At 64.2% G+C, this 25,369-nt stretch carries 27 protein-coding genes; 11 read left to right on the top strand and 16 right to left on the bottom strand.

Translation table 11 applies throughout. The features are described 5' to 3' along the window. Positions 1-25 precede the first annotated feature (25 nt). Positions 26-1,225: a tyrosine--tRNA ligase gene (gene tyrS / locus PI990_RS03365; RefSeq protein WP_271659834.1), complete on the bottom strand. Its 1,200-nt coding sequence runs from the start codon at positions 1,223-1,225 to the stop codon at positions 26-28. A gap of 180 nt (positions 1,226-1,405) precedes the next feature. Here tyrS and PI990_RS03360 point away from each other — a divergent pair, with 180 nt between their 5' ends. Next, positions 1,406-2,845 carry a peptidoglycan DD-metalloendopeptidase family protein gene (locus tag PI990_RS03360; RefSeq protein WP_184488561.1) on the top strand — a complete coding sequence of 480 codons (1,440 nt, stop codon included), beginning with the start codon at positions 1,406-1,408 and terminating at the stop codon, positions 2,843-2,845. 4 nt (positions 2,846-2,849) lie between these two features. Further along, positions 2,850-3,941, top strand: a complete 1,092-nt coding sequence (locus PI990_RS03355; protein WP_271659833.1) for an anhydro-N-acetylmuramic acid kinase — start codon at positions 2,850-2,852, stop codon at positions 3,939-3,941. Positions 3,942-4,003: 62 nt separating this feature from the next. Here the strand turns inward: PI990_RS03355 and erpA are convergent, their stop codons facing one another. The 3 genes from erpA to PI990_RS03340 all read right to left on the bottom strand — a co-directional run bounded on the left by erpA (position 4,004) and on the right by PI990_RS03340 (position 5,580). Beyond that, a complete protein-coding gene (gene erpA / locus PI990_RS03350) occupies positions 4,004-4,354 on the bottom strand; it encodes an iron-sulfur cluster insertion protein ErpA (RefSeq protein WP_031288532.1) in 351 nt (116 codons plus the stop codon). An 81-nt stretch (positions 4,355-4,435) separates the two neighbouring features. After that, positions 4,436-4,849, bottom strand: a complete 414-nt coding sequence (locus PI990_RS03345) for a bactofilin family protein (protein ID WP_271659832.1) — start codon at positions 4,847-4,849, stop codon at positions 4,436-4,438. Positions 4,850-4,854: 5 nt separating this feature from the next. Beyond that, complete coding sequence (locus PI990_RS03340; RefSeq protein ID WP_021221625.1) at positions 4,855-5,580, bottom strand: DUF6776 family protein; 726 nt, start codon at positions 5,578-5,580, stop codon at positions 4,855-4,857. Between the two features lie 192 nt (positions 5,581-5,772). Between PI990_RS03340 and hemJ the strand changes: the two genes are divergently transcribed. From hemJ to PI990_RS03315, 5 genes are all read left to right on the top strand, one after another. Then, positions 5,773-6,198, top strand: a complete 426-nt coding sequence (hemJ, locus tag PI990_RS03335; protein ID WP_184488558.1) for a protoporphyrinogen oxidase HemJ — start codon at positions 5,773-5,775, stop codon at positions 6,196-6,198. A 31-nt stretch (positions 6,199-6,229) separates the two neighbouring features. Further along, a complete protein-coding gene (locus PI990_RS03330; protein WP_271659831.1) occupies positions 6,230-7,192 on the top strand; it encodes an NAD(P)H-dependent flavin oxidoreductase in 963 nt (320 codons plus the stop codon). Beyond that, entirely contained in the window at positions 7,189-8,451 is a 1,263-nt protein-coding gene (locus tag PI990_RS03325; RefSeq protein WP_271659830.1) for an alanine racemase, read from the top strand. The genes PI990_RS03330 and PI990_RS03325 overlap by 4 nt, the downstream gene beginning before the upstream one ends. Positions 8,452-8,547: 96 nt before the next feature. After that, positions 8,548-9,666, top strand: a complete 1,119-nt coding sequence (locus PI990_RS03320; RefSeq protein WP_271659829.1) for a DUF805 domain-containing protein — start codon at positions 8,548-8,550, stop codon at positions 9,664-9,666. 53 nt (positions 9,667-9,719) lie between these two features. Further along, positions 9,720-10,508 (top strand): SDR family NAD(P)-dependent oxidoreductase, encoded by a 789-nt coding sequence (locus PI990_RS03315; protein WP_021221620.1) that lies wholly within the window; start codon positions 9,720-9,722, stop codon positions 10,506-10,508. Between the two features lie 40 nt (positions 10,509-10,548). Here PI990_RS03315 and PI990_RS03310 read toward each other — a convergent pair whose 3' ends face one another. After that, positions 10,549-12,030, bottom strand: coding sequence for an AAA family ATPase (locus tag PI990_RS03310; RefSeq protein WP_271659828.1), 1,482 nt, complete (start codon positions 12,028-12,030; stop codon positions 10,549-10,551). 89 nt (positions 12,031-12,119) lie between these two features. Here PI990_RS03310 and PI990_RS03305 point away from each other — a divergent pair, with 89 nt between their 5' ends. The 3 genes from PI990_RS03305 to coq7 all read left to right on the top strand — a co-directional run bounded on the left by PI990_RS03305 (position 12,120) and on the right by coq7 (position 13,983). Beyond that, positions 12,120-12,458, top strand: a complete 339-nt coding sequence (locus PI990_RS03305) for a histidine triad nucleotide-binding protein (RefSeq protein WP_271659827.1) — start codon at positions 12,120-12,122, stop codon at positions 12,456-12,458. Then, entirely contained in the window at positions 12,458-13,267 is an 810-nt protein-coding gene (locus tag PI990_RS03300; RefSeq protein ID WP_271659826.1) for a formylglycine-generating enzyme family protein, read from the top strand. Before PI990_RS03305 ends, PI990_RS03300 begins: the two co-directional genes overlap by 1 nt. A 68-nt stretch (positions 13,268-13,335) precedes the next feature. Further along, entirely contained in the window at positions 13,336-13,983 is a 648-nt protein-coding gene (coq7, locus tag PI990_RS03295) for a 2-polyprenyl-3-methyl-6-methoxy-1,4-benzoquinone monooxygenase (RefSeq protein ID WP_263402869.1), read from the top strand. Positions 13,984-14,103: 120 nt separating this feature from the next. On the opposite strand, the gene speD is transcribed toward coq7, so the two are convergent. Both speD and PI990_RS03285 read right to left on the bottom strand, forming a co-directional pair. Continuing rightward, positions 14,104-14,898, bottom strand: coding sequence for an adenosylmethionine decarboxylase (speD, locus tag PI990_RS03290; RefSeq protein WP_271659825.1), 795 nt, complete (start codon positions 14,896-14,898; stop codon positions 14,104-14,106). Between the two features lie 226 nt (positions 14,899-15,124). Continuing rightward, on the bottom strand, positions 15,125-15,547 hold the full coding sequence (locus PI990_RS03285; protein ID WP_021221614.1) for an OsmC family protein: 423 nt from the start codon (positions 15,545-15,547) through the stop codon (positions 15,125-15,127). A 237-nt stretch (positions 15,548-15,784) separates the two neighbouring features. Here PI990_RS03285 and crp point away from each other — a divergent pair, with 237 nt between their 5' ends. Beyond that, the gene (gene crp / locus PI990_RS03280; protein WP_021221613.1) at positions 15,785-16,429 is read left to right on the top strand and encodes a cAMP-activated global transcriptional regulator CRP; all 645 of its coding nucleotides are present in this window, start codon (positions 15,785-15,787) and stop codon (positions 16,427-16,429) included. Positions 16,430-16,483: 54 nt separating this feature from the next. On the opposite strand, the gene trpC is transcribed toward crp, so the two are convergent. The 9 genes from trpC to PI990_RS03235 all read right to left on the bottom strand — a co-directional run bounded on the left by trpC (position 16,484) and on the right by PI990_RS03235 (position 25,363). Beyond that, the gene (gene trpC, locus PI990_RS03275; protein ID WP_021221612.1) at positions 16,484-17,320 is read right to left on the bottom strand and encodes an indole-3-glycerol phosphate synthase TrpC; all 837 of its coding nucleotides are present in this window, start codon (positions 17,318-17,320) and stop codon (positions 16,484-16,486) included. Beyond that, positions 17,317-18,366 carry an anthranilate phosphoribosyltransferase gene (gene trpD, locus PI990_RS03270; protein ID WP_021221611.1) on the bottom strand — a complete coding sequence of 350 codons (1,050 nt, stop codon included), beginning with the start codon at positions 18,364-18,366 and terminating at the stop codon, positions 17,317-17,319. Before trpD ends, trpC begins: the two co-directional genes overlap by 4 nt. Before the next feature lies 1 nt (position 18,367). Next, on the bottom strand, positions 18,368-18,961 hold the full coding sequence (locus PI990_RS03265; protein ID WP_021221610.1) for an aminodeoxychorismate/anthranilate synthase component II: 594 nt from the start codon (positions 18,959-18,961) through the stop codon (positions 18,368-18,370). Between the two features lie 10 nt (positions 18,962-18,971). Beyond that, positions 18,972-20,459, bottom strand: coding sequence for an anthranilate synthase component I (gene trpE / locus PI990_RS03260; protein ID WP_043246411.1), 1,488 nt, complete (start codon positions 20,457-20,459; stop codon positions 18,972-18,974). An 87-nt stretch (positions 20,460-20,546) separates the two neighbouring features. Beyond that, positions 20,547-21,386, bottom strand: a complete 840-nt coding sequence (locus tag PI990_RS03255) for a phosphoglycolate phosphatase (RefSeq protein WP_021221608.1) — start codon at positions 21,384-21,386, stop codon at positions 20,547-20,549. After that, positions 21,386-22,054 (bottom strand): ribulose-phosphate 3-epimerase, encoded by a 669-nt coding sequence (rpe, locus tag PI990_RS03250; RefSeq protein WP_021221607.1) that lies wholly within the window; start codon positions 22,052-22,054, stop codon positions 21,386-21,388. The genes PI990_RS03255 and rpe overlap by 1 nt, the downstream gene beginning before the upstream one ends. Before the next feature lie 136 nt (positions 22,055-22,190). Further along, the gene (locus PI990_RS03245; RefSeq protein ID WP_021221606.1) at positions 22,191-23,018 is read right to left on the bottom strand and encodes an ABC transporter permease; all 828 of its coding nucleotides are present in this window, start codon (positions 23,016-23,018) and stop codon (positions 22,191-22,193) included. Between the two features lie 11 nt (positions 23,019-23,029). After that, positions 23,030-24,262 carry an ABC transporter permease gene (locus PI990_RS03240; protein ID WP_021221605.1) on the bottom strand — a complete coding sequence of 411 codons (1,233 nt, stop codon included), beginning with the start codon at positions 24,260-24,262 and terminating at the stop codon, positions 23,030-23,032. Positions 24,263-24,331: 69 nt separating this feature from the next. Next, the gene (locus tag PI990_RS03235) at positions 24,332-25,363 is read right to left on the bottom strand and encodes an ABC transporter substrate-binding protein (RefSeq protein ID WP_271659824.1); all 1,032 of its coding nucleotides are present in this window, start codon (positions 25,361-25,363) and stop codon (positions 24,332-24,334) included. Between the last annotated feature and the right edge of the window lie 6 nt (positions 25,364-25,369).

The following is a 25,369-nucleotide window of genomic DNA, read 5'->3' as shown; positions in this document are numbered from 1 at the left end:
GCACGTCAACACTTAAATGAAAAAATCATTCAGCCTTCAACGAGATGCGCGCAAACGCCTTCTTGCCAGCCTGGCAGACGTGCACGGCGCCGAGCTTGAAGATGAAGCCACGATCCACAACGACGCCATCAACACGCACACCACCCGAACCGAGCAGATCACGAGCGACAGCAGCGTTCTTCACCAGCCCTGCCTTATTAAGGACGGACGCAATGGGCATGTCCTCTATAGATAGCAGCTCGATCTCCGGCAGGTCTTCCGGCAGCTCGCCTTCCTTCATACGGTTCCCCGCAGAACGATGAGCAGAAGCCGCAGCTTCCTCACCATGGAAACGAGCGACGATCTCTTCGGCCAACTTGATCTTGATGTCACGCGGATTGGCGCCCCGTTCAACATCACGACGGAACTGCTCGATCTCCTCCATGGAGCGGAAGCTGAGCAGCTCGAAGTAACGCCACATGAGCACATCAGGAATGGAAACGAGCTTGCTGTACATAACGCCCGGCGCTTCCTGGATACCCACATAGTTACCCAGGGACTTGGACATCTTCTTCACGCCATCCAAGCCCTCGAGCAGCGGCATGGTGACGATGCACTGAGACTCCTGCCCATAAGCACGCTGCAGTTCACGCCCCATCAGCAGGTTGAACTTCTGGTCAGTCCCCCCAAGCTCCACGTCCGCACGCAAGGCCACCGAGTCGTACCCTTGAACCAGCGGATAGAGGAACTCATGGATAGCGATGGGCTGATTGGTGGTGTAGCGCTTGTCGAAGTCATCGCGCTCCAGCATGCGAGCGACGGTGTACTGCGAAGACAGGCGAATGAAGTCCGCCGGGCTCAACTGATCCATCCAGGTGGAGTTGAACGCCACCTCGGTCTTGGCTGGGTCGAGAATCTTAAAGACCTGGGTCTTGTAGGTCTCGGCGTTGTCCAGGACCTGCTCGCGGGTCAAAGGCGGGCGAGTGGCGCTTTTGCCGCTGGGGTCACCAATCATCCCGGTGAAGTCACCTATAAGGAAGATGACCTGATGGCCCAGCTCCTGGAACTGACGCAGCTTATTAATAAGGACGGTATGGCCGAGGTGCAGATCGGGCGCGGTCGGATCGAACCCCGCCTTGATACGAAGGGGCTGCCCCCGCTTGAGCTTTTCAACCAGCTCGGACTCGACCAGAACCTCTTCCGCGCCGCGCTTGATAAGCGCCAGCTGCTCTTCAACCGACTTCATGACAGCCCCGTAAACAATAGAGAAACCGAAAGGGAACCAAACATACAAGATCGCTGACTAATTACAAGTTTTGCGCCCGGGGCGGTACCAACCGGCGGAAGGCAGGATCTTGAGGTTGCCTACACCGGATTTTGGTTATATTTTAGGCAGTTAGTTCACATTCTAAAAACACCACTCGCCATGACGCATATTGTTCCTAAAGCGCCGCGCTACCCGAAAAGCCATTTGCTGGCCGCAAGCGGTGTAGCTGCGCTGCTCAGCCTGGCTTTGCTGGTGTTCCCGTCTCGCGAGGTCGAGGCGAAGAAGACCTACATCAACCTGGAAATGGAGAACGGCTCAGAAGCCCTCATCCAGGAAAAGGACGACCTCCGATCAGACGCAGTCATAGGGGAAGAGGGCAGCTCGCCATTCGCTAACATCGAGCGCCCTGCAGACAACCAGAACAGCGCCGACAAAGACGCGAACAAGGACGAACAGACCCAAAGCGAGCTTGCCTCCAGCGAACCTCCGAAAGATCCCGGCTTGCATACGGTCACCGTAGGCAACGGCGATACCCTGTCGACGCTGTTCAGCAAGGTCGGCCTGTCCGCCACCGTACTGCACGATGTGCTCAACAGCAGCAAGGACGCCAAAGACCTCAGTCGCCTGAAGATCGGCCAGGCCTTCGAATTCCGCCTGAGCCCCGAGGGTGAACTGCAGAGCCTGCACTCCAAGCTCAGCGACCTCGAGACCGTCACCCTGTCCAAGACTGACAAGGGCTATGACTTCAAGCGAGACCTGGCCAAGCCGGACATCCATACCGCCTATGCCCATGGCGTCATCGATAGCTCCCTGTTCCTATCGGCCAAGCGCGCCGGCATGTCTCACAACCTGACCATGGACCTGGCCAATATCTTCGATTACGACATCGACTTCGCCCTCGACATCCGTGAAGGCGACGAATTCGAAGTCATCTATGAAGAGAAGTCGGTGAACGGCAAGCAGGTGGGCACCGGCAACATCCTCGCCGCTCGCTTCACCAACCGCGGCAAGACCTACAGTGCCGTGCGCTTCACCAACAACCAGGGCATTGCCAGCTACTTCCGCGATGACGGCACCAGCATGCGCAAGGCCTTCATCCGTACCCCGGTGGACTTCGCCCGCATCAGCTCGCGCTTCTCGCTCGGCCGTCGCCATCCGATCCTGAACAAGATCCGCGCGCACAAGGGCGTCGACTATGCAGCGCCTCGCGGCACGCCGATCAAGGCAACCGGTGACGGCAAGATCTTCCTGGCCGGGCGTCGCGGTGGCTACGGCAACGCAGTGATCATCCAGCACAGCGGCAAGTACCGGACGCTCTATGGCCACATGCAGGGTTTCGCCAAAGGCATCAAGACCGGCGGCACCGTCAAGCAAGGTCAGATCATCGGCTACATCGGTACCACGGGTCTTTCCACCGGCCCGCACCTGCACTATGAGTTCCAGGTGAACGGCCAACACGTCGACCCGCTCGGCGTGAAGCTGCCCATGGCTGACCCGCTCGCCGCTGCAGAGAAGAAGCGCTTCCTGCAGATGAGCAAGCCGCTGATGGCACGCATGGACCAGGAAAAGGCCACCATGCTCGCGCAGAACAAGCGCTGATTCGATGCCGCGCTACCTCGGAGTGATGTCCGGAACCAGCCTGGATGGGCTGGACATCGCCCTGATCGACCAAGGTGAACACACCCGCCTGATCGCCTCGCACTACATCCCCATGCCCGACACACTCCGCCAGGAGTTGCTCTCGCTATGTTCACCAGGCGAAGACGAACTCGCACGCGCGGCCTTGGCCGAACAACGCTGGGTGGAGCTGGCCGCTTCGGGGATCGCCCATCTGCTTCGTGAAAAAGGCCTCACAGCCGCAGATATCCGTGCGATCGGCAGCCACGGCCAGACCGTGCGCCACGAACCGGCACGGGGCTTCACGATCCAGATCGGCAACTGCGCCCTGCTGGCCGAGCTCACCGGCATCACGGTGGTCGGTGACTTCCGGCGCCGCGACGTTGCTGCCGGCGGCCAGGGTGCGCCCCTGGTGCCAGCCTTCCACGAGGCGCTCTTCGACAATGACAGAGGCAACCACGCCGTGCTCAACATCGGTGGGTTCAGCAACCTCAGCCTGATCGAACCCAACCAGCAGGTGCGTGGTTTCGATTGCGGACCCGGCAACGTACTCATGGATGCCTGGATCCAGCTCAACCTCGGCCAGGACTACGATCGTGATGGCGCCTGGGCAGCCAGTGGCCAGGTCCAGCCGCAGTTGCTGAGCACACTGCTGAAGGATGAGTTCTTCAGCACGCGCGGCCCCAAGAGCACCGGCAGGGAACTGTTCAACCTGCCCTGGCTGCAGGCGCAGTTGGCCAAGCTCCCGGCCTTCAAGGCGGAGGATGTGCAAGCCACCCTTCTCGAGCTCAGCGCCCGCACCATGGCAGACGCACTCAAGGCATCCCAAGCGGAAACCCGCGATCTGCTGGTCTGCGGCGGCGGCGCCCACAATGGCACCTTGATGCAACGCCTCGCCGAGCTACTGCCCGGCACTCAGGTCAGCAGCACCGACAGCCGAGGCGTACCGGCTGACTGGGTCGAGGCCATGGCGTTCGCCTGGCTGGCCCATTGCTGCCTCGAAGGCATCCCTGCCAACCGCCCGAGCGTGACCGGCGCCAAAGGCCTGCGCATCCTCGGCGCCATCTACCCCGCCTGACCAAACGGCACAAACGAAAACGCCGTGCATAAGCACGGCGTTTCGGTATCAGCGAAGGATGATCAGATCGAGAAGGACGAACCGCAGCCGCAGGTAGTGGCGGCATTCGGGTTCTTGATCACGAAGCGCGAGCCTTCGAGACCTTCCTGGTAATCCACTTCCGCACCGGCCAGGTACTGGAAGCTCATGGGGTCAACCACCAGGCTCACACCATCGCGCTCGACAATGGTGTCATCGTCAGCCACGTCTTCATCGAACGTGAAACCGTATTGGAAGCCCGAACAGCCACCGCCCGTGACGAAGACGCGCAGCTTGAGCCGCGGATTGCCTTCCTCATCGATCAGGTTCTTCACCTTGTTTGCCGCTCCATGCGTAAACATCAGGGCTGTGGGGGTGAAGGATTCGACACTCATGCTGTAACTCTCCCGGCTTGACGCCGCCTTACTGCGCTGTGGCCACGCATTATCCGCTTACCCTAGAAAACTGGTCAACTATTAAGCGTCCTGGCTTTCCGGACCGGCCGGCGCCTCCAACAGGCGCTGCGCTTCCTTGATATGCCCGAGGCGCCCTTCTATCTGCGCCCCCATGGCCATCTCCATGAGCCCGTAGTAGAGGTTGCCGCGTACCCGTGCCTTGGCACCCAGTTCCAGGTGCTCGGAAGCGAATACATCACCGACCACTTCCCCGTCGATGATCACGTGAGGCGCGCGGATCTCGCCCTCCACCAGGCCTTCGACGCTGACCCTGACCAGCCCTTCGCTGGCATTGAGGTTGCCCTTGAGGCGACCGTCCACCTGCACCGCGCCCTGGAAGCTCAGATCGCCCTCCAGTTCCGCGCCGATGGCGATGATGCTGGTCTTGCCGCTGAAACGCTGCAGATCAGCCTTGGGTTTCTGTTTGTTGAACATGCTCGTCATGACTCCTCGTCAATCCACTCGAATGTGCGCTCCAGCGGTTTCTGCTGGCCGTCCACTTGCGCGCGCACCTTTACCTGACGGGGACTGAAGCCTTCCGGCAGCTCCAGCTCGGCGAAACGTCCCGCTTCGGGAATCGCCTGGAAGTGCTTGAAGGAAAACACAACATCCTGCTGCGTCATCTCGCGGGAAAGCGTCGCCAGCTCTAGGCTCGCCTCCTTGCCGTCCTGACGACCGATCACTCGCACACGCAGCGTCCCCTTGATCGGCTGGTCATCCTTGCCGACCCGGCTGAGCATCAGCCGGAAACGGAAGCGCTGTGGCTGGTCCGTGCCATGCAACTCGAAAGCGCGGATGCGCAATCCCTCACGGCGGCTGTCCGGCGCCAGCACGCCCCGGTAGAACGCCAGTTCCTGCTGCAGTTTGAAAACCTGCTCTTCCATCATCTTGATGGTCTGGCGGCTCTGTTCGTTGGCCTGGAGCCCCAGTCGCTCGCCGCTTACCAGTACCGCCTGGCGCTGTTGCAACTGTTCGAGTGCACGGGTGCGCTCATCCAGTTGCGCGCGCAGGCTGTCGCGCTCCGCCACGGCATCCGCCATGCCCTCGGCTCGCAACCAGCCACCGGCGAAGAACGCCACCGGCAGCGCCAGCAACAGGACCAGTACCAACCAGCGCACCAGCCGCTCACGGCGCGGGTCGCTGATGCGGACCTCCCAGCGCGACATCAGTGACGCCCGGCGCGGTGCGACCGGAGAGGCAGAACGCCACCCCTCGTAGCTAGCTTGAACATCGACCGCACCCTACCCACTGGAAAGCCGCCGATGATAAAGCCGCATCGGCCAAGGGCCAACCGTCGAGGTGACGCGTGACCGCCGGAGCCTCTACTATCGGACCCACCTCACATCAGGGAACATCCAATGCTCTATCTCTGGCTCAAGGCCTTCCACATCATCGCCGTCGTATGCTGGTTCGCCGGTCTCTTCTACCTGCCACGCCTGTTCGTCTATCACGCCTCGGCCGAAGACGCGCTCAGCCGCGAACGCTTCAGCATCATGGAGCGCAAGCTCTATCGCGGCATCATGCAGCCCTCCATGGTCCTCACCCTGCTGCTCGGCGCCGGCATGCTCTACCTCAACCCGGCCTGGTTCAAACAGGGCTGGCTACACGCCAAGCTCACCCTGGTGTTCCTACTGATCGGCTACCACCACGTCTGCGGCGCCATGCTCAAGCGCTTCGCCCGCGGCGAGAACGGCCGCAGCCATGTGTTCTACCGCTGGTTCAACGAAGTCCCGGTCCTGTTCCTGCTCGCCATCGTCATCCTGGTGGTGATCAAACCTTTCTGACTCACGAATGACCGATAAAGAGGAGTGCCCGATGTCACTGCCCGCCCTGCTTGAACAACGCCTGCGCCTGCCCGTCGTCGCGGCGCCCATGTTCCTGGTTTCGACCCCGGAACTGGTCCTGGCCTGCAGCAATGCGGGCATCGTCGGCAGCTTCCCCGCCCTCAACCAGCGTGACAGTGCCGGCTTCCGCGCCTGGCTCGACGAGGTCGAGGCGGGCCTGGCGGCAGACGCCGCGCCCTATGCGGTCAACCTCATCGTCCATCACAGCAACCCCAGGCTGCAGGCGGACCTGGCCATCTGCGTCGAAAAGCAGGTACCCATCGTCATCACCAGCCTGGGGGCGGTGAAGGAAGTGGTCGACGCGGTGCACAGCTACGGTGGCCTGGTATTCCATGACGTCACCACCCGCCGCCATGCCGAAAAGGCTGCCGAAGCCGGTGTCGATGGGCTGATCGCGGTGGCAGCCGGCGCCGGTGGCCATGCCGGCACCTGGAGCCCATTCGCCCTGGTGTCCGAGATCCGCCAGTTCTTCGACAAGACCCTGCTGCTGGCCGGCTGCCTCAACCACGGCCACGAGATACTCGCCGCACAGATGCTCGGTGCCGACCTCGCCTACCTCGGCACCCGCTTCATCGCCACCCGCCAAAGCAACGCCGACACGCCCTACAAGCAGATGATCCTCGACGCCAAGGCCGCCGATATCGTCCACACGCCCGCCGTCTCCGGCGTACCGGCCAGCTTCATGCGCCAAAGTCTCGAAGCCGCCGGCTATGACCTCAAGCGCCTTACCGACAGGGCCGACGTCAACTACGGCGAAAAGCTCAAGCCCATCAGTGACGAGGCCAAGGCCTGGAAGACCGTCTGGTCCGCCGGCCAGGGCGTGGGCGACATCAGCGACCTGCCGACGGTGGAAGAACTGGTGAAGCGCCTGGATAACGAGTACCGCGCCGCCCTCCAGAGGGCCAGCCACCTCGGCCAGCGCTGGCCCCGTTGAAACGCCGCCACCTGCTCGGCCTGGGCGCACTCGGGGCGCTCGGGCTCTGGGCTGTTCGCCCTGGTGACCAGGGGCGCCCCCACACCCCCTACTTCGCCGACCTACAGCGCCTGCTGAAGCAGGAAGGCGGCGGCGTGCCGCAGTTGGTCATCGACCTCGACCGCCTCGACGCCAATGCCGACCTGCTCGCCCAGCGCCTGGGCAAACTGCCCCTGCGCCTGGTGGCCAAGTCCCTGGCTTCCAATGGCCTGCTGGACTACCTCGCCAAACGCCTGACTACGCGCCGCTTCATGGTCTTCCACCAGCCCCAGGCCAACCAGTTGGCACAGGCCTTCCCCGACGCCGACCTGCTGCTGGGCAAGCCGCTGCCGGTAGCGGCCGCCCTCGCCTTCTACCAGCAGTTGCCCAATGGCCTGGACTTCGACCCTGCACGCCAGCTCACCTGGCTGATCGACAGCCCGCAGCGCCTCGTGCAGTACCTCGAGCTCGCCAAGGCCCTGAAGAAGCCCATGAGCATCGCCCTGGAGATCGATATCGGCCTGCAACGCGGCGGCCACCCCGACGCTGCCAACCTGGCACAGACGCTGCGACTGCTCGCCGACAACAGCACGCTGCTGCAACTGCGCGGGCTGATGGGCTACGACGCCCAGGTCGCCCACGCACCGCTCTGGACCGACAGCCAGCAAGCCTTTACTGCCGCCAACGAGCGATACGCGGCCTTCATCGATGCCGCACGCGCTTTCCCCGCCATCTGGCCCAGGCAACCCCTGCTCAATGGCGCCGGCAGTCTCACCTATCCCCTGCACGCCAAGGGACCGACACCGCTGAACGAAGTCGCCGTCGGCTCGGCCCTGCTCAAACCCGCCGAGTTCGACACGCCCCTCCTGGCCAGCCACCAGAGCGCGATGTGGATCGCCACGCCGGTACTCAAGGTTCAACGCGGCCCCATCCCCTACCTGCAACAGGCCCAGGGCATGCTCGAAGCCTGGAACCCCAACCGGCAGAACGCCTACTACCTCTATGGCGGAGGCTGGCCCGCCGAACCCGCATCCCCCGCAGGCCTGGCCTATGACGGCATCTACGGGCGCAGCCCCAACCAAGAGCGCCTGATCGGCTCGGCAACGACCGGGCTCGGCGTGGACGACTGGGTGTTCCTGCGGCCTCTTCTGTCCGAAGGACTGTTCAGCGGCTTCGGCCAACTGCGCCTGCTCCGTCACGGCCGCCTCGTCGGCACCTGGAAGCCGCAGCCAGCCGCCTGACCAGCTCTGTTTTTTGTGCGGCAGCCCGCTTGTGCCGCAGGGTGCGCCACCATTACGCTGTGCCATCCCTAACCAGCCGCTGACAAGGATGCCCGCATGTCCGATGCCCGCTACAAGATCGTCTTCGAAGGAGAACTGATGCCCGGTGCGGCATTGGAAACTGTCAAGGAGAACCTGGCCAAGCTGTTCAAGAGCGATGCCAGCAAGATCGACAGCCTGTTCGGCGGGCGCCCCGTGGCGCTGAAGCGTGACCTCGAAGAAGTCGAAGCAGACAAATACCTGGCCGCCTTGCAGCGGGCCGGTGCCCAGGTACGCAAGGAACAGGACCTCGCCGCCGGCTTCAGCCTGGTGGAAACCGAAGACCACCCGAACTCGGAAACCCTCGCCGCAGTAGAAAGCGAGCAGGACACCGGCACCATGACCTGCCCCAAGTGCGGCCACGAGCAGGCCAAGTCCGGCGAGTGCCAGGCGTGCGGCATCATCATCGAGAAATTCCTCGCCCGTCAGGCGCAACTGGCTGAAGCCGCTCCCGCCGTCGCATCGTCGGCCGTGACACCGGGCGCCTCGCCTTACGCCACCCCGCAGGCCCAGGTCGGCGAGGCGCTGCCCCAGTACTGCGAGCTGCGCCCCTTCGGCATCACCGGCCGTATCGGCCGCGTGCGCTACCTGGCCTGGTCCTTCGTGTTCATGATCGCGCTGCTGGTCGTGCTTGGCATCGGCGCCGGCATCGGCTTCGCCATCCACCCGGTCGTCGGCGGCCTCATCGCCACCGTGCTGGGTATCGCGGCCATCGTCGTCAGCGTGCAGATCAACGTCCAGCGCCTGCACGACATCGGCTGGTCGGGCTGGCTCTACCTGCTGAACTTCGTGCCCATTGTCGGCAGCGTCTTCCCCCTGCTGCTGCTGTTCATCCCCGGCACCACCGGCGCCAACCGCTTCGGTGCACCGCCGCCGCCGAACACCACTGCCGTCAAGGTTCTGGCCTGGATGTGGCTGATCATCCCGGTGGTCTTCGGCATCCTCGCCGCCATCAGCATCCCGGCCTACCAGGACTACGTGGAGCGCTCCGAGATGAGCAGCTACGAGATGCCGGCCGATGGCGATAGCGCCGACTATGCCGAACCGACCGACGAAGCCGCACCCTATGCAGAGCCGGACGAGTCGATGGACGAGGGCGACGCGGCCGCCGAACAGGAAGAGAACGAGTCCAACTGAGCAACCTCCCGGGGCTGACGTTGTCCAACCCGGCCCCGACACGGAGATTCCCGATGCCTCGTTTTGCCCTGATTACCGGCGCCTCCAGCGGCCTCGGCCTGGCCCTGGCGGAAGCCCTGGCCCGGCGGGGTCGCCACCTGATCCTGGTGGCCCGGCAACGTGACGCGCTGGAAAGCATCGCCTACGAGCTGACCCAGCGCTTCGGCGTCGAAGTGCTCTACCGCACCTGTGACCTCGCCGAACCGCTGCAGCTTTCAGGCCTGCTCCACGAGCTCAACCAGGGTGAGCGGGAAATCGACCTGTTGGTGAACAACGCCGGCATCGGCACCTCCGGCCTCTATGTCGAACAGGACTGGAGCCGCGAACAGGAACTGATCGAACTCAACGTCCTCGCCCTCGCCCGCCTCTGCCACGAGATCGGCGGCGCCATGGCCAGCCGTGGTACCGGGCAGATTCTCAACGTCGCGTCGGTAGCCGGCTTCCAGCCCGGCCCCTGGATGAGCAACTACTACGCCAGCAAGGCCTACGTACTGCACTTCTCCGAAGGGCTGCGCGAAGAGCTGAAGGTCCATGGCGTCGGCGTCTCGGTGCTTTGCCCCGGCCCTACCCGCACCGCCTTCTTCCGCGGCGCACGGATGGCCGGCGAGAAACTGGAAGGCAGCAAGCTGATGATGAGCGCCGAAGAAGTGGCGCTGATCACAGTGAAAGCGCTGGAGAAGAACCGCGCCATCATCATCCCCGGCTGGCGCAACCGCCTGCTGGCGATGAGCCCACGCCTGTCGCCGCGCTGGCTGGTCCGGCGCCTGGCCGGGCGGATCAACAAGGCCTATCTGCCGAAATAGAAAAAGGCGCCGCGAGGCGCCTTTCTTCTGTCCCGCCGTTTCAGTCAGCCTTCACGCAGCGCCCGTCGGCCCAGGCGCGCAGCTTGGCCTGCTCCTCGGCCATCACCACCGACAGCGGTGCCGTACCCAGCAACTGCTGCAACAGCAGCGCCTGGCTCACGCCGGCCTGGGCGGCTTGCGCGGCATAAAGCATTCCCACCACGGCCTGCTCGATCTCGGCACCGGAGAAACCATCGCTGGACGCCGCCAGGATCGGTAGATCGAACTGCGCCGGGTCGATATCGCGACGGGACAGGTGGATGCGGAAGATTTCTGCCCGCACCTCGCTACCCGGCAGATCAACGAAGAACAGCTCGTCGAAACGCCCCTTGCGCACCAGCTCCGGCGGCAAACGGTGGATGGCGTTGGCGGTGGCCACCATGAACACCGGCGCCTTGCGCTCCGACATCCAGGTCAGCAACGTACCCAGCACGCGCTGGCTCACGCCGCCGTCCTGGTCGCCGCTGGCCAGCCCCTTCTCCAGCTCATCCATCCACAGCACGCAGGGCGCCATCTGTTCGGCCAGCTTGAGCGCATCACGCAGGTTGCGCTCGGTCTCGCCGAAGAACTTGTTGTACAGGCAGGCGAAGTCCAGGCGCAGCAACGGCAGCCCCCAGAGCCCTGCCACCGCCTTGGCCGCCAGGCTCTTGCCGCCGCCCTGCACGCCCACCAGCAACATGCCCTTGGGCATGGACGCCGGCTTGGCCTCCATGAACGCGCTCTGGCGCTCACCCAGCCAGCGCTTGAGGTTGGCCAGGCCGCCGACATCGGCGAAGCGCGCGGTGTCGTATTCGAAGCTGAGCACGCCTTCAAGGTCCAGCAGCTGGAACTTGGTCTTGTTCAGCTCCGGCAGATCTTCCTGAGTGATGGCGCCGTCGTCGCAGATCACATTGCGCGCCAGCGAGCGCGCCTCACCGTGACTGAGGCCACGCAGGTTCTTCACCACCTGCTGCAGGGTGCGGTTGTCGGTGCGCACCCGGGCGCCACGGTTGCGCTCGCTCCAGCGCGTGGCCTCCTCGCGAACGATGGCCAACAGCTCATCCTCGTTCGGCAGCGCCAGGCTGAAGCGGGCGCTGTAGCGCTGTACCTCGGCCGGCAGCTTCATTGCGTGGGAAACCAGCACCAGGGTCGGCTTGTGGATCGCCTCAGCCATGGCGACTTCCTTGAGCAGGCGCACCAACTTGGGGTTGTCGTCGAAGAAGGGATGCAGGTCGCACATCACGTAGAGATTGGGCTGCGGGTCAGCCTTGATCAGCCGCAGCGCCGCTTCGGCATCGCTACTGGCGCCTTCACCCACGGGGTCGCCACCAAAACCAAGGCGCTGCAGGCCCTCGGTCACCGCCCAGGTGAACAGGCCCAGCCCGCGCTTCACCGCCAGGGTGGTCAGGGTTTCCAGCACGCGCTGCTCGTCCCAGGACTCGATGACGATGAGCTTGACCTTGGAGTCCAGCACCAGCCCCAGATCGTGGATGTCGTTCTTCACACAGGCTCCTTGTGCGGCCAGGCGGGCTGGCCGGGATAATCACGCGCCGCTAAACTCGGGGGCTTCTTATAACAGGCCGGAGAATGTCCGTGGACTGTCTGTTCTGCAAAATCGTCGCCGGGGATATTCCTGCACGCAAGCTCTATGAAGACGATCACGTGATCGCCTTCCACGACATCGCGCCACAAGCCCCGGTGCACTTCCTGGTGATCCCGAAAAAGCACATCAGCACCCTCAACGACCTCACCGAGGACGACAAGGCGCTGACCGGGCATATCGTCCACACCGCCCAGCGCCTGGCCAAGGAGCAGGGCTGTGACGAAGGCTTCCGCGTGGTGATGAACTGCAACGAACTGGGCGGCCAGACCGTCTATCACATCCATATGCACGTGCTCGGGCAGCGCCAGCTGCACTGGCCGCCGGGCTGATGCGCCGCACGCTACTCCTCGCCCTCTCGCTGCTACCACTCGCCGCCCTGGCCCAACAGGCCGGCGAGCGCCTGCGCGACAGCCTGCCGGACGGCGCCCAGGGCCCGGAACTGGTGATCGTCCCTGCCGGCGAGTTCCTCATGGGCGATGCCACCGGGCGCGGTAACGACAACGAGCGCCCCACCCACCGCGTGACCATCGACAAGCCCTTCGCCATCGGCCGCTTCGAGCTGACCTTCGATGACTGGCAGCGCTACGCCAGCGCCACCGGCAAGCCGATGCCCGACAACGAAGGCTGGGGCCTCTCCGGGCAGCGCCCGGTGATCCATGTGAGCTGGTTCGATGCCCGCGCCTATTGCGACTGGCTGAGCAGCGTCACCGGGCAGCGCTACCGGCTGCCCACCGAGGCGGAATGGGAATACGCCGCACGGGCCGGTGGTACAGGCTACTACGGGTGGGGCGATGAGTTGGACAGCAGCGAGAGCGCGCCACGGGCCCATTGCCGGGGCTGCGGCACCCCCAATTCGATCCGCGGCAAAACGGCGCAGGTCGGCCAGTACCCGGCCAACGCCTTCGGCCTGCACGACACCGCCGGCAACGTCTGGGAATGGACCGCCTCGCGCTTCGCCGCCCCCTTCGACGGCAGCGAGGCGCAAGCCGCGGCCTTGCTGGATCGCAGCCCCCGCGTGGTCCGTGGCGGTGCCTGGAACAGCGGGCCGGCGTACCTGCGCACCAGCCTGCGCGATCTCAAGCAGCCAGGGCACGATGACTACGCACTGGGCTTCCGGGTACTGCGCGAACTGGACTGATCCCAGTCAAACCCGGGCAGGCCCGATGGGTTAAACTGCCCGGCATTCTTGCCTACCGGAGGTGCCCCATGGCCACCGAACGCCAGTACTCCCCCGTTGACCGCTTCCTGCTCCAGGCCGATGCCGCGCTCAAGACCCTGCTGCCGTTCAAGGGCCAGCCCTATCGCCCCAACCCGGCGAACCTGCAGGACGAGGCGCCCATGAGCGAGGCGGACAGCCGCCATGTCACTGGCCTGATGCGCATCAACCACACCGGCGAGGTCTGCGCCCAGGCGCTGTACCAGGGGCAGGCGCTGACCGCCAAGCTGCCGGAAGTGCGCAAGGCCATGGAGCATGCCGCCGAAGAGGAAATCGACCACCTGGCCTGGTGCGAGCAGCGCATCCGTGAGCTGGGCGGCCGCCCCAGCGTGCTCAACCCGCTGTTCTATGGCCTGTCGTTCGGCGTTGGTGCCGTCGCCGGCCTGATCAGCGACAAGGTCAGCCTCGGCTTCGTCGCCGCCACCGAAGACCAGGTCTGCAAGCACCTGGACGACCACCTGCAGCAGATTCCTGCCGATGACGCCAAGTCCCGCGCCATCCTCGAGCAGATGCGCACCGACGAGGAGCAGCACGCCACCACCGCGCTGGACGCCGGCGGCCTGCGCTTCCCGGCACCGGTGAAGTTCGGCATGACCCTGCTCTCCAAGGTCATGACCAAGAGCACCTATAGGGTCTAACGCAGCGGCAAGCTGCAAGTTTCAAGCGGCAAGCAAACCGCAAGAACGACAAAGGGCGCCGAGGCGCCCTTTGTGCTTTTCACGTGCGGCTTGCAGCTTCGAGCTGGCAGCCCCCGCGCGTCAGCGCGGCATATTGCGCGCGTAGAAGATTTCCAGCATCTCGTGCCGAACACGCTCTTCGACCTGCTTGCGCTGCTCAGCGGTCAGGTTGGAGGTCGCGTCGCCGAACAGGTAGTTGTCCAGGTCGAAGTTCTTCAACAGCATCTTGGTGTGGAACAGGTTCTCCTGGTACACGTTCACGTCCGTCATCTGGTACGCGTCCCGGGTATCGTCGGAGAGGTAGTTCTGGATCGAGTTGATCTCGTGGTCGATGAAGTGCTTCTTGCCTTCCACATCGCGGGTGAAACCACGCACGCGATAGTCGACGGTGACGATGTCCGAGTCGAACTGGTGGATCAGGTAATTGAGCGCCTTCAGGGGCGAAATCACACCGCAGGTGGAAACGTCGATGTCCACGCGGAAGGTCGCGATCCCCGACACCGGATGGATCTCCGGGTAGGTGTGAACGGTGATGTGGCTCTTGTCCAGGTGGGCCAGGATGGTCTCGGGCAACGGACCGGGGGATTCCTCGATCTGGCTGTCGGTGGGGGTCACCGGCTGCTCGGAAATGAGGATGGTCACGCTGGCGCCCTGGGGATCGTAATCCTGGCGGGCAATGTTGAGGATGTTCGCACCTATGATGTCGACCACGTCGGTGAGGATCTGGGTCAGGCGTTCGGCGTCGTACTCTTCATTGATGTACTCGACGTAGGCCTGCTGGTCCTCGGGGGTCTCTGCATAGCAGATGTCATAGATGTTGAAGCTCAAGGTCTTCGTCAGGTTATTGAACCCGTGGAGCTTGAGTTTGCTTTTCACCGTTGGGAACTCTCTGTTCATTGCGGCCCTGCCGCGTGGTTGAGCATGCCCGTCAGAAGCGCACAGTGACTTCTGCGTAGGACGGTTTACACCTCTTCGCGATGGCGATTGTGGTTATCGGTTCTGGGGCGGATTACCCCGGAAAAACGAGGGGGCGCATTATGCAGATGACGGGCGTCACCTGCCAGAGTCTGCGCCCCGAATGTGATGATTGGGTGTCGATGGGTCAGCCGAGTTCGACGATTTCGTAATCGTGGGTGATCTCGACACCGGCGCGGCCGAGCATGATCGACGCGGAGCAGTACTTCTCGGCCGAGAGCTCGACGGCGCGCTTGACCTGCGCCTCCTTCAGGCCGCGGCCCTTGACCACGAAGTGCACGTGGATCTTGGTGAAGACCTTGGGGTCCTCGTCGGCGCGCTCGGCTTCGAGGAAGGCCTCGCAGCTCTCCACCGGCTGGCGGGATTTCTTGAGGATGCTCACCACGTCGAAGTTAGTGCAGCCACCCAGGCCGATGAGCAGCATCTCCATCGGGCGCACGCCGAGATTGCGGCCACCACTCTCCGGCGGGCCGTCCATCACTACGGCATGACCACTGCCGGACTCGCCGACGAACAGGGCTTCTCCCGCCCACTGGATACGCGCTTTCATCGCCAGACTCCAGGCTGAAAAAAGGGTCGCCAGCTTATCACAGCGCCTAGAATGGCCGCGTGTCACATACGTTGGTCGTTTAGTTCCCCGCCAGTTGTTACCTGCGTCTCAATTTCGGATCACCGGTCACGAACCGTCTGTTAAGCTGACGCCGGATAACTGGCACACTTAGCCAGATAACTAATAAGAAAGTGCCTGTTGGACAAAGGCTTACCTTTAAAATTTCGGGACTCGGGCATGGTAGCTATTACCCTCACACCAAAGATCAAGAACCTCGACAAGCTGCTAGCGCACTGTCATCGCCGCCGTTATACGGCAAAGAGCACCATCATCTATGCGGGCGACCGCTGCGAGACGCTCTTCTTCATCATCAAAGGCTCGGTCACCATCCTCATCGAGGATGACGACGGCCGCGAAATGATCATCGCCTATCTCAACTCCGGGGACTTCTTCGGTGAGATGGGGTTGTTCGAAAAGGAAGGTACCGAGAAGGAACGCAGTGCCTGGGTACGGGCCAAGACGGAATGCGAAGTGGCTGAGCTCAGCTACGCCAAGTTCCGCGAGCTGACCCAACAGGATCCGGAGATTCTCTACGCCCTGGGCAGCCAGATGGCGGACCGCCTGCGCAACACCACGCGCAAGGTTGGCGACCTGGCATTCCTCGACGTCACCGGTCGTGTCGCTCGCACCCTGCTGGACCTGTGCAAGCAACCCGACGCCATGACGCACCCGGATGGCATGCAGATCAAGATCACCCGTCAGGAGATCGGTCGCATCGTCGGTTGCTCACGTGAAATGGTCGGTCGCGTACTCAAGAGCCTGGAGGAACAGGGCCTGGTACACGTGAAAGGCAAGACCATGGTGGTATTCGGTACCCGCTAAGACGCGCACATGAAAAAGCCGGCAGGACGCCGGCTTTTCCATGTGCACTTCCAGTCAATCAGGATCGATCGCCCGGCTCACCCCGCCACGCTCGGGGAAGAACAGCCGGCGTAGTTCCGTGCCCGGTTCCTCGGCACGCATGAACGCCTCGCCCACCAGGAAGCCGAACACCTCGCTGACTTCCATCAGTTCCACGTCCGCACGGTTGAGGATGCCGCTCTCGGTGATCACCAGACGATCACGCGGGATCATCGGCAACAGGTCCAGGGTGATATCCAGGCTCACCTCGAAGGTGTGCAGGTTGCGGTTGTTGATACCCACCAGCGGCGTATCCAGGGTGTTCAGCGCACGCTCCAGCTCATCGCCATCGTGCACCTCCACCAGTACATCGAGCCCCACATCCTTGGCGGTCTTCGCCAGCTCGGCCATCTGCGCATCGGACAGCGCGGAGACGATCAGCAGCACGCAGTCGGCACCCAGCGCACGCGCCTCGACCACCTGGTAGGGGTCGATGAGGAAATCCTTGCGGATCACCGGCAACGAGCAGGCCGCGCGGGCCTCCTGCAGGTAGGCGTCGGCGCCCTGGAAGAAATCGACATCGGTCAGCACCGAGAGGCAGGTAGCGCCGCCGTCCTGGTAGCTGCGGGCGATCTGCGCCGGCACGAAATTCTCGCGGATGACGCCCTTGCTCGGGGAGGCCTTCTTGATCTCGGCGATCACCGCCGGCTGCTTGCGTGCAGCCTGCTCCAGCAACGCACGGGCAAAACCACGGGGTGCATCGGCGGCACGGGCCAGCGCCTCGACTTCCGCCAGCGGCACGCGCAGGCGACGCTCGGCGACTTCCTCGGCCTTGCGGGCCAGGATCTTTTCAAGAACGGTAGGGATGCTCACGCTTCATTCTCCACTCGGAACACCGCGGTAAAGGAGGCCAGTTCTTCCAGCTTCTCGCGGGCGAGGCCGGTGTGCAGTGCGTCATGGGCGAGCTGCACGCCCTCTTTGAAGGTGCTCGCGTGGTCCGCCGCATAAAGCGCGGCACCGGCGTTGAGCACGATCATCTCGGCAGCCTTCTGGCCGTTCTCGGTCTTGCGACGGCCCAGGGCGTCGCGGATCAGTTCCAGCGACTGCTGCGGGCTGTCCACGGCGAGGCCGATCAGGCTCTGGCTCTTGATCCCAAAGTCCTCGGGCTGCACCTGGTACTCGGTGACCACCCCGTCCTTGAGTTCGGCGACATGGGTCGGAGCCGCGAGGCTGATCTCGTCCAGGCCATCCTTCGAATGCACCACCAGGATGTGTTCGCTGCCCAGGCGCTTGAGCACCTCGGCCAACGGGCGGCACAGCGCCTGGCTGAATACGCCGACCACCTGGTGCTTCACACCGGCCGGATTCGTAAGCGGGCCGAGCATGTTGAACAGGGTGCGCAGCCCCAGCTCGCGACGCGGGCCGGCGGCGTACTTCATCGCCTTGTGATGGACCTGGGCGAACATGAAGCCGACGCCGACGTGCTCGATGCAGCGCGCCACCTGTTCGGGCTTCAGGTCCAGGTAGATGCCGGCCGCCTCCAGCACGTCGGCGCTGCCGGTCTTGCCGGACACCGCGCGGTTGCCGTGCTTGGCGACCTTGCCCCCTGCGGCGGCGACCACGAAGCTCGCCGCCGAGGAGACGTTGAAGATGTTGGCGCCGTCGCCACCGGTGCCGACCACGTCGACCACCCGGGCCAGGGAGCCCAGTTCGACACGGCTGGCCAGCTCGCGCATCACCGAGACCGCACCGACGATCTCGTCGATGGTCTCGCTCTTCATGCGCATGCCCATGAGGAAAGCGCCGATCTGCGCGTCGGTGCACTGCCCGGTCATGATCAGACGCATCACGTCCTGCATTTCCTCGGTGGTCAGGTCCAGCTGGTTGACCACGCGGTTGAGGGCTTCCTTGATATCCATCTCAGCGCACCCCGCCTTGTTGCTTGAGGAAATTGGCCAGCAGCTCGTGGCCCTGCTCGGTGAGTATGGATTCCGGATGGAATTGCACACCCTCGATGTTCAGCGTCTTGTGGCGCAGGCCCATGATCTCGTCCACGGCGCCGTCGGCATGCTGGGTCCAGGCGGTGATCTCCAAGCACTCTGGCAGCGTCTCGCGCTTCACCACCAGGGAGTGGTAGCGGGTCACGGTCAGCGGGTTGTTCAGCCCTTCGAACACGCCCAGGTCCTCGTGGAACACCGGGCTGGTCTTGCCATGCATGGCCTGGCGCGCACGCACCACGTCGCCACCGAAGGCCTGGCCGATGCTCTGGTGGCCCAGGCACACGCCGAGGATCGGCAGCTTGCCGGCGAAGTGGGTGATCACCTCCAGCGATACGCCCGCCTCGGTGGGCGTGCAGGGGCCGGGGGAAACCACGATGCGCTCGGGGTTCAGGGCTTCGATCTCGGCGACGGAGAGTTCGTCGTTGCGGATCACATGGACATCAGCACCCAGTTCGCCCAGGTACTGCACCACGTTGTAGGTAAAAGAGTCGTAATTATCGATCATCAGCAACATGGAGCAATCCTCAGGCGTCGGTCTTGGCGGTCTGTTCGGCGAGAGCCACGGCACGGAACATGGCGCGGCGCTTGTTCAGCGTCTCCTCCCATTCCAGTGCCGGGACCGAGTCGGCGACGATTCCCGCGCCTGCCTGCACGTGCAGTTGGCCGTCCTTGATGACCGCCGTGCGAATCGCGATGGCGGTGTCCATATTGCCGTTCCAGGCCAGGTAGCCCACGGCGCCGCCGTAGACGCCACGCTTGACCGGTTCGAGCTGGTCGATGATCTCCATCGCGCGGATCTTCGGCGCCCCGGAGAGGGTGCCGGCCGGCAGGATGGCGCGCAGCGCGTCCATCGCCGAGACGCCGTCCTTCAGCTGCCCGGTGACGTTGGAGACGATGTGCATCACGTTGGAGTAGCGCTCGATCACCATCTTCTCGGTGACCTTCACCGAGCCGGTGGACGAGACGCGGCCGACATCGTTGCGGCCCAGGTCGATGAGCATCAGGTGCTCGGCGAGTTCCTTGGCGTCGGAGAGCAGGTCCTCCTCCAGCGCCAGGTCGGCTTCCTCGGTGGCGCCACGCGGGCGGGTGCCGGCGATGGGGCGCACGGTGACCAGGCCATCCTCGACCCGCACCAGCACCTCCGGCGAGCTGCCCACCACATGGAAGTCGCCGAAGTTGAAGAAGTACATGTAAGGCGTCGGGTTGAAGCAGCGCAGCGCCCGGTACAGGTCGATGGGCGCAGCCTTGAAATCGATGGTCATGCGCTGGGAGATCACCACCTGCATGCAGTCGCCGGCGAGGATGAACTCCTTGATCTCGCGTACCGCCTGCTCGTACTCCTCACGGGTGGAGCTGGAGCGGTAGGGCAGGTCTTCGGAGAACTGCAGCGCCGGGTCCACGCCCAGGCGCGGGGTGATCGGCAGGCGCAGCTTCTGGCGCAGCTCGGCGAGGGCCGCCTGGCCCTGCTCGAAGGCGTCGGGGGCGCTCGGGTCGACCAGCACGATGGCGTGCAGCTTGCCGGCCAGGTTGTCGAACACCACCACGGCGTCCGAAACCATCAGCAGGATGTCCGGGGTGCCCAGCGGATCGGGGTTCGGGCAGTTGGCCAGGCGCTTCTCGACGTAGCGCACGCAGTCGTAGCCGAAGTAACCCACCAGCCCGCCATTGAAGCGCGGCAGCCCGGCGATGGGCGCCACCTTGTAGCGATCCTTGAAGCTTTCGACGAAGCCCAGCGGGTCTTCGCTCTCCTGGCTTTCCACGACCTGGCCGTCGACGCTCACGCTGACCTGGTGGCCATGGGCACGCAGGACGGTGCGGCTTTCCAGCCCGATGATCGAGTAGCGGCCCCACTTCTCGCCGCCCTGTACCGATTCGAGCAGGTAGGAGAAGGGCGTGTCGGCCAGCTTCAGGTAGAGGGAAAGGGGGGTGTCGAAATCCGCCAGGGTTTCGAACGCGAGCGGGATGCGGTTGTAGCCTTCAGCGGCCAAACGCAGGAATTCATCGCGGGTCATGATCAGCCTCGTGGGCGAGGAGCCCGGAGGCTCCTGGAGAAAAAACGTCGGTGTGCAAACGCGCCGGAGTATCCGGCCAGAATCAAATCAGGCGCGCCAGCGCCAACGGGCCGCGGCCTTGATGATCTTCATTCCGGCTCGTTCGAGCCAACGCTTGCAGGGAACCAGCACGTTTCTATCTCTGTGAGGCAGATGATCTGGGGAGTCGGGCGACATTAGCGCAGCGCCGTTTGCCGCGCAACCGCCAGGCAGCAGCTCACGCAGGTCGTCCACCACCAGGGCCGGCTCCTCTTCGCTGATGGGCCGTCCGTGGTTGTAGCCGTAGCTCAACGCCACGCACTGCACGCCGGCCGCCTTGGCTGCCAGCACGTCATTGCGCGAGTCACCGATGAACAGCGACTCGGTGCGGCTGGTGCCGGTCATGTGCATCACATGGAGCAGTGCCGCCGGGTCGGGCTTCTGCTGGGGCAGGGTGTCGCCGGCGATGATCAGCGGGAAGTAGCGCCCGAGCTTCATCTCGTCCAGCAAGGGGGCGACGAAGCGCTCCGGCTTGTTGGTGATCAGCGCCAGCTCGACGCCCTTCTTCTTCAGCCACTTGAGGGTCTCGGCGACGCCCGGGTAGACCACCGTCAGCGAATGGCTGTCGGCGTAGGCCTCCATGAAGATCTCCAGCGCCTTCTCGGCGTCCTCGTCATGCACGGCGGCATGATCGAGGCCACCGGCCAGGGCGCGGCGTACCAGCACCCGGGCACCGTTACCGACCCATTCGCGCACCTGCTCGATACCCGCGGCCGGGCGGCCGAGGGTGACGAGCATGCGGTCGATGGCGGCAGCGAGGTCGGGCACCGAATCCACCAGGGTGCCATCCAGGTCGAACATCACCAGGCGCGGCAGGCGCCCGTCGAACAGCCGCTGCAGGGCGCTCATCAGGCCTGGGCCAGCTCGGCGCGCATGGCGGCAATGACTTCGGCGTAGTCCGGCGTGTTGAAGATGGCCGAGCCGGCGACGAAGGTGTCAGCACCCGCAGCGGCGATCTCGCGGATGTTCTTCACGTTTACGCCACCGTCGATCTCCAGGCGGATATCGCGGCCAGAGGCGTCGATCAGCGCGCGCGCCTCACGCAGCTTGTCGAGGGTCCCGGGGATGAACTTCTGCCCGCCGAAGCCGGGGTTCACGCTCATTAGCAGGATCATGTCGACCTTGTCCATCACGTACTTCAGCGCGTCCAGGCCCGCTGCCGGGTTGAACACCAGGCCGGCCTTGCAGCCGCCGTCGCGGATCAGTTGCAGGGAACGGTCGACGTGCAGGGAGGCTTCCGGGTGGAAGGTGATGTAGGTGGCACCGGCCTCGATGAAGTCGCCGATGATGCGATCCACCGGCGAGACCATCAGGTGCACGTCGATGGGCGCGGTGACGCCGTACTTGCGCAGCGCCGAGCAGACCATCGGGCCGATGGTCAGGTTGGGCACGTAGTGGTTGTCCATCACGTCGAAGTGGACGATATCGGCGCCAGCGGCGAGCACGTTGTCGACTTCCTCGCCCAGGCGGGCGAAATCGGCGGAAAGGATCGACGGGGCGATGGCGAAGGGTTGCATGACAGACCTCGGAGCAGAATCACGGTGGCGCGGATTGTAGCCTGAGTCCGCCTCCAAGGCTTTGTCATACATCAGCGATGCCCCGCCACAATGCAAACGGGGAGCCTTGGCTCCCCGTTTCCGACCTGTCGCGCCGTTACTCGGGCATCGACGTACGCAGTTTTTCGCTGCGACCGCGCAGCCACTCCAGCACCAGCAACAGCACCACGGAGAAGCCGATCAGCAGGGTCGCCGCCGCCGCGATGGTGGGGCTGAGGTTCTCGCGGATGCCGCTGAACATCTGCCTCGGCAGGGTCGCCTGCTCGGGGCCGGCGAGGAACAGGGTCACCACCACTTCGTCGAAGGAGGTGGCGAAGGCGAACAGCGCCCCCGAGATCACCCCCGGGGCGATCAGCGGCAGGGTCACGCGGAAGAACGCGGTCAGCGGCGGCGCACCCAGGCTGGCGGCGGCGCGCACCAGGTTGTGGTTGAAGCCCTGCAGGGTGGCCGACACGGTGATGATGACGAAGGGCACGCCGAGCACCGCGTGCACCAAGATCAGCGACAGGTAGCTGTTGCCGAGGCCCAGAGGGGCGAAGAACAGGTAGCTGGCGACACCGATGATCACCACCGGCACCACCATCGGCGAGATCAGCAGGCTCATCACCAGCGCCTTGCCGCGGAACTCGCCCCGGGTCAGGCCGATGGAGGCCAGGGTGCCGAAGACCATCGCCAGCAAGGTCGCGGCCGGGGCGACGATGATGCTGTTGGTCAGCGCGCGCATCCACTCGGCCGAGCCGAAGAAGTCCGCGTACCAGCGCAGGGAGAAGCCCTGCAGCGGATAGACCAGGAAGGTGCCCGAGTTGAACGACAGCGGGATGATCACCAGCACCGGCAGGATCAGGAACAGCAGCACCAGGCCGCAGAGAATGCGCAGGGTGTAGAACCACAGGCGCTCGACCGGAGACATGTAGGGACTCAGCATTTCTTCTCTCCTCAACCCAGGCGCAGGCGGCCGGCGCCCACCAGCCAGCTGTAGACGACGTAGAGCACCATGGTGGCGAGCAGCAGCATGCCGCCCAGGGCGGTGGCCATGCCCCAGTTGATGGTGGTGTTGGTGAAGAAGGCGACGAAGTAGCTGACCATCTGGTCGTTCGGGCTGCCCAGCAGCGCCGGGGTGATGTAGTAGCCGATGGACAGGATGAACACCAGCAGGCAGCCCGCGCCGACACCCGCCACGGTCTGCGGGAAATACACCCGCCAGAAGCTGGCGAAGGGGTGGCAGCCGAGGGAGATCGCCGCACGCATGTAGGTGGGCGAGATGCCCTTCATCACGCTGTAGATCGGCAGGATCATGAACGGCAGCATGATGTGCACCATCGCCACGTAGACGCCGGTGCGGTTGAACACCAGTTGCAGCGGCTGGTCGATCAGCCCGAGCTTGAGCAGCGCCCCGTTGATCAGGCCGCCGGACTGCAGCAGCACGATCCAGGCCGCCACGCGCACCAGGATCGAGGTCCAGAACGGCAGCAGCACCAGGATCATCAGCAGGTTGCTCTTGCGCGTCGGCAGGTTGGCCAGCAGGTAAGCCAACGGATAGGCCAGCACCAGGCAGATGAGGGTGATCACCGCGCCCATCCAGAAGGTGCGGGTGAAGATGTCCAGGTAGATGGCCTGGTCCGGCGTCGCCGGGGCGACTTCGCCGAGGTCGTCGATGCGATGGTCGACGGCCGCCAGCAGGTAATAGGGGGTCAGGCTGGAGGCGTTGCGGCGGATCGCCTGCCAGTAGGCCGGGTCGCCCCAGCGCTCGTCGAGGCCCTCCATCGCGTCCTTGTAGGAAGCGGGGGTCTCCTTGAACGGCAGTGCGCGAGCGGTCTTGGCCATCAGGCTGCGATAGCCGGCCAGCTCCATGTTCAGGCGCTTGGAAAGATCGCCGACGGTCTGGTTCTTGCGCGCAGCGGCCAGGTCTTCGGCCAGGGCCTTGTAGGCCGGCTCATCGGGCAGCGCCTTGCCGTCCCAGGCGGAGATTGCCTCGACGGTACGCGGCAGCGCGCCGACCACCTCGGGGTTGCTCACGCTCTTGTAGAGCAGGGTGCCGATGGGGACCAGGAAGGTCAGCAGGAGGAACAGCAGCAGCGGCAGGATCAGGGCCTGGGACTTCAGGCGGTTGACCCGCTCGGCACGCGCGAGGCGTTGCTTGAGGGTCGGGCCGGCAACGAGGGTGGCCATGGCGAACTCCGGTGGATCTCTGGGTACTCCCCTCCCCCGCGAGGAGGAGGGGATGTGCTGGGTGGCCGGTTACTTGGCAGCCCAGGAGTTGAAGCGCTGTTCCAACTGCTCGCCGTAGTCGGCCCAGAAGGTCACGTTCATGGCGACCTGGTCCTTGATGTTCTCAGGCGTGGTCGGCATGTCCTTGAGCAGGCCCTTGTCCAGCAGCGGTACCGCCTGCTTGTTGGCCGGACCGTAGGCGATGTTCTCGGAGTAGATCTTCTGCTGCTCGGGCTTGACCGAGAAGGCGATGAACTTCAGCGCGGCTTCCTGATCCTTGGCGCCCTTCGGGATGGCCCAGGCGTCGAAGTCGTAGATGCCGCCGGTCCATACCACCTTGAGGTTGCTCTCCTTCTGCACCGCAGCGATGCGGCCGTTGTAGGCGGAGCTCATGACCACGTCACCGGAGGCGAGGAACTGCGGCGGCTGGGCGCCGGCTTCCCACCACTGGATGCTCGGCTTGATCTGGTCGAGCTTCTTGAAGGCGCGGTCCTGGCCTGACTGGGTGGCGAGCACGGTGTAGACGTCCTTGGGCGCGACGCCGTCGGCCATCAGGGCGAACTCCAGGGTGTACTTGGCGCCCTTGCGCAGACCGCGCTTGCCCGGGAATTTGCCGGTGTCCCAGAAGTCGGCCCAGCTGGTGGGGGCGCTCTTCAGCTTGTCGGCGTTGTAGGCGAGCACGGTGGACCAGACGAAGAAGCCCACGCCGCAGGGTTGGACGGCGCCGGGAACGAAGTCCTCGGCCTTGCCGAACTGCGCCGGGTCCAGCTCCTCGAACAGGCCCTCGTCACAGCCACGAGCCAGCTCGGGGGATTCGACTTCTACCAGGTTCCAGGAAACGCTGCCGGTATCGACCATGGCTTTCACCTTGGCCATCTCGCCGTTGTACTCGCCGGCGATGATCTTGTTGCTGGTGGACGCCTGGAAGGGTTCGTAGAACGCCTTCACCTGGGCATTCTTGTTCGCGCCGCCGAATGAAACGACGGTCAGGTCGGCTGCCATGGCCTGTGCGGCGCATGCCAGCCCCAACGCAAGGGCAGTGAGCTTCAAGGATTTGGACATTGTTGT

This window comes from Pseudomonas sp. TUM22785, assembly GCF_028198105.1.
GTDB lineage: Bacteria > Pseudomonadota > Gammaproteobacteria > Pseudomonadales > Pseudomonadaceae > Metapseudomonas > Metapseudomonas solani.
The sequence above is the reverse complement of the archived record's forward strand: the minus strand, read 5'-3'. Positions and strand labels throughout refer to the sequence as shown.

Excerpts from the sequence above, each read along its gene's own strand:
- tyrS (WP_271659834.1), bottom strand. The coding sequence starts at position 1,225 with ATGAAGTCGGTTGAAGAGCAGCTGGCGCTTATCAAGCGCGGCGCGGAA.
- PI990_RS03360 (WP_184488561.1), top strand. The coding sequence starts at position 1,406 with ATGACGCATATTGTTCCTAAAGCGCCGCGCTACCCGAAAAGCCATTTG.
- PI990_RS03355 (WP_271659833.1), top strand. The coding sequence starts at position 2,850 with ATGCCGCGCTACCTCGGAGTGATGTCCGGAACCAGCCTGGATGGGCTG.
- erpA (WP_031288532.1), bottom strand. The coding sequence starts at position 4,354 with ATGAGTGTCGAATCCTTCACCCCCACAGCCCTGATGTTTACGCATGGA.
- PI990_RS03345 (WP_271659832.1), bottom strand. The coding sequence starts at position 4,849 with ATGTTCAACAAACAGAAACCCAAGGCTGATCTGCAGCGTTTCAGCGGC.
- PI990_RS03340 (WP_021221625.1), bottom strand. The coding sequence starts at position 5,580 with ATGTCGCGCTGGGAGGTCCGCATCAGCGACCCGCGCCGTGAGCGGCTG.
- hemJ (WP_184488558.1), top strand. The coding sequence starts at position 5,773 with ATGCTCTATCTCTGGCTCAAGGCCTTCCACATCATCGCCGTCGTATGC.
- PI990_RS03330 (WP_271659831.1), top strand. The coding sequence starts at position 6,230 with ATGTCACTGCCCGCCCTGCTTGAACAACGCCTGCGCCTGCCCGTCGTC.
- PI990_RS03320 (WP_271659829.1), top strand. The coding sequence starts at position 8,548 with ATGTCCGATGCCCGCTACAAGATCGTCTTCGAAGGAGAACTGATGCCC.
- PI990_RS03315 (WP_021221620.1), top strand. The coding sequence starts at position 9,720 with ATGCCTCGTTTTGCCCTGATTACCGGCGCCTCCAGCGGCCTCGGCCTG.
- PI990_RS03300 (WP_271659826.1), top strand. The coding sequence starts at position 12,458 with ATGCGCCGCACGCTACTCCTCGCCCTCTCGCTGCTACCACTCGCCGCC.
- coq7 (WP_263402869.1), top strand. The coding sequence starts at position 13,336 with ATGGCCACCGAACGCCAGTACTCCCCCGTTGACCGCTTCCTGCTCCAG.
- PI990_RS03285 (WP_021221614.1), bottom strand. The coding sequence starts at position 15,547 with ATGAAAGCGCGTATCCAGTGGGCGGGAGAAGCCCTGTTCGTCGGCGAG.
- crp (WP_021221613.1), top strand. The coding sequence starts at position 15,785 with ATGGTAGCTATTACCCTCACACCAAAGATCAAGAACCTCGACAAGCTG.
- trpD (WP_021221611.1), bottom strand. The coding sequence starts at position 18,366 with ATGGATATCAAGGAAGCCCTCAACCGCGTGGTCAACCAGCTGGACCTG.
- PI990_RS03265 (WP_021221610.1), bottom strand. The coding sequence starts at position 18,961 with ATGTTGCTGATGATCGATAATTACGACTCTTTTACCTACAACGTGGTG.
- trpE (WP_043246411.1), bottom strand. The coding sequence starts at position 20,459 with ATGACCCGCGATGAATTCCTGCGTTTGGCCGCTGAAGGCTACAACCGC.
- PI990_RS03255 (WP_021221608.1), bottom strand. The coding sequence starts at position 21,386 with ATGAGCGCCCTGCAGCGGCTGTTCGACGGGCGCCTGCCGCGCCTGGTG.
- rpe (WP_021221607.1), bottom strand. The coding sequence starts at position 22,054 with ATGCAACCCTTCGCCATCGCCCCGTCGATCCTTTCCGCCGATTTCGCC.
- PI990_RS03245 (WP_021221606.1), bottom strand. The coding sequence starts at position 23,018 with ATGCTGAGTCCCTACATGTCTCCGGTCGAGCGCCTGTGGTTCTACACC.
- PI990_RS03240 (WP_021221605.1), bottom strand. The coding sequence starts at position 24,262 with ATGGCCACCCTCGTTGCCGGCCCGACCCTCAAGCAACGCCTCGCGCGT.
- PI990_RS03235 (WP_271659824.1), bottom strand. The coding sequence starts at position 25,363 with ATGTCCAAATCCTTGAAGCTCACTGCCCTTGCGTTGGGGCTGGCATGC.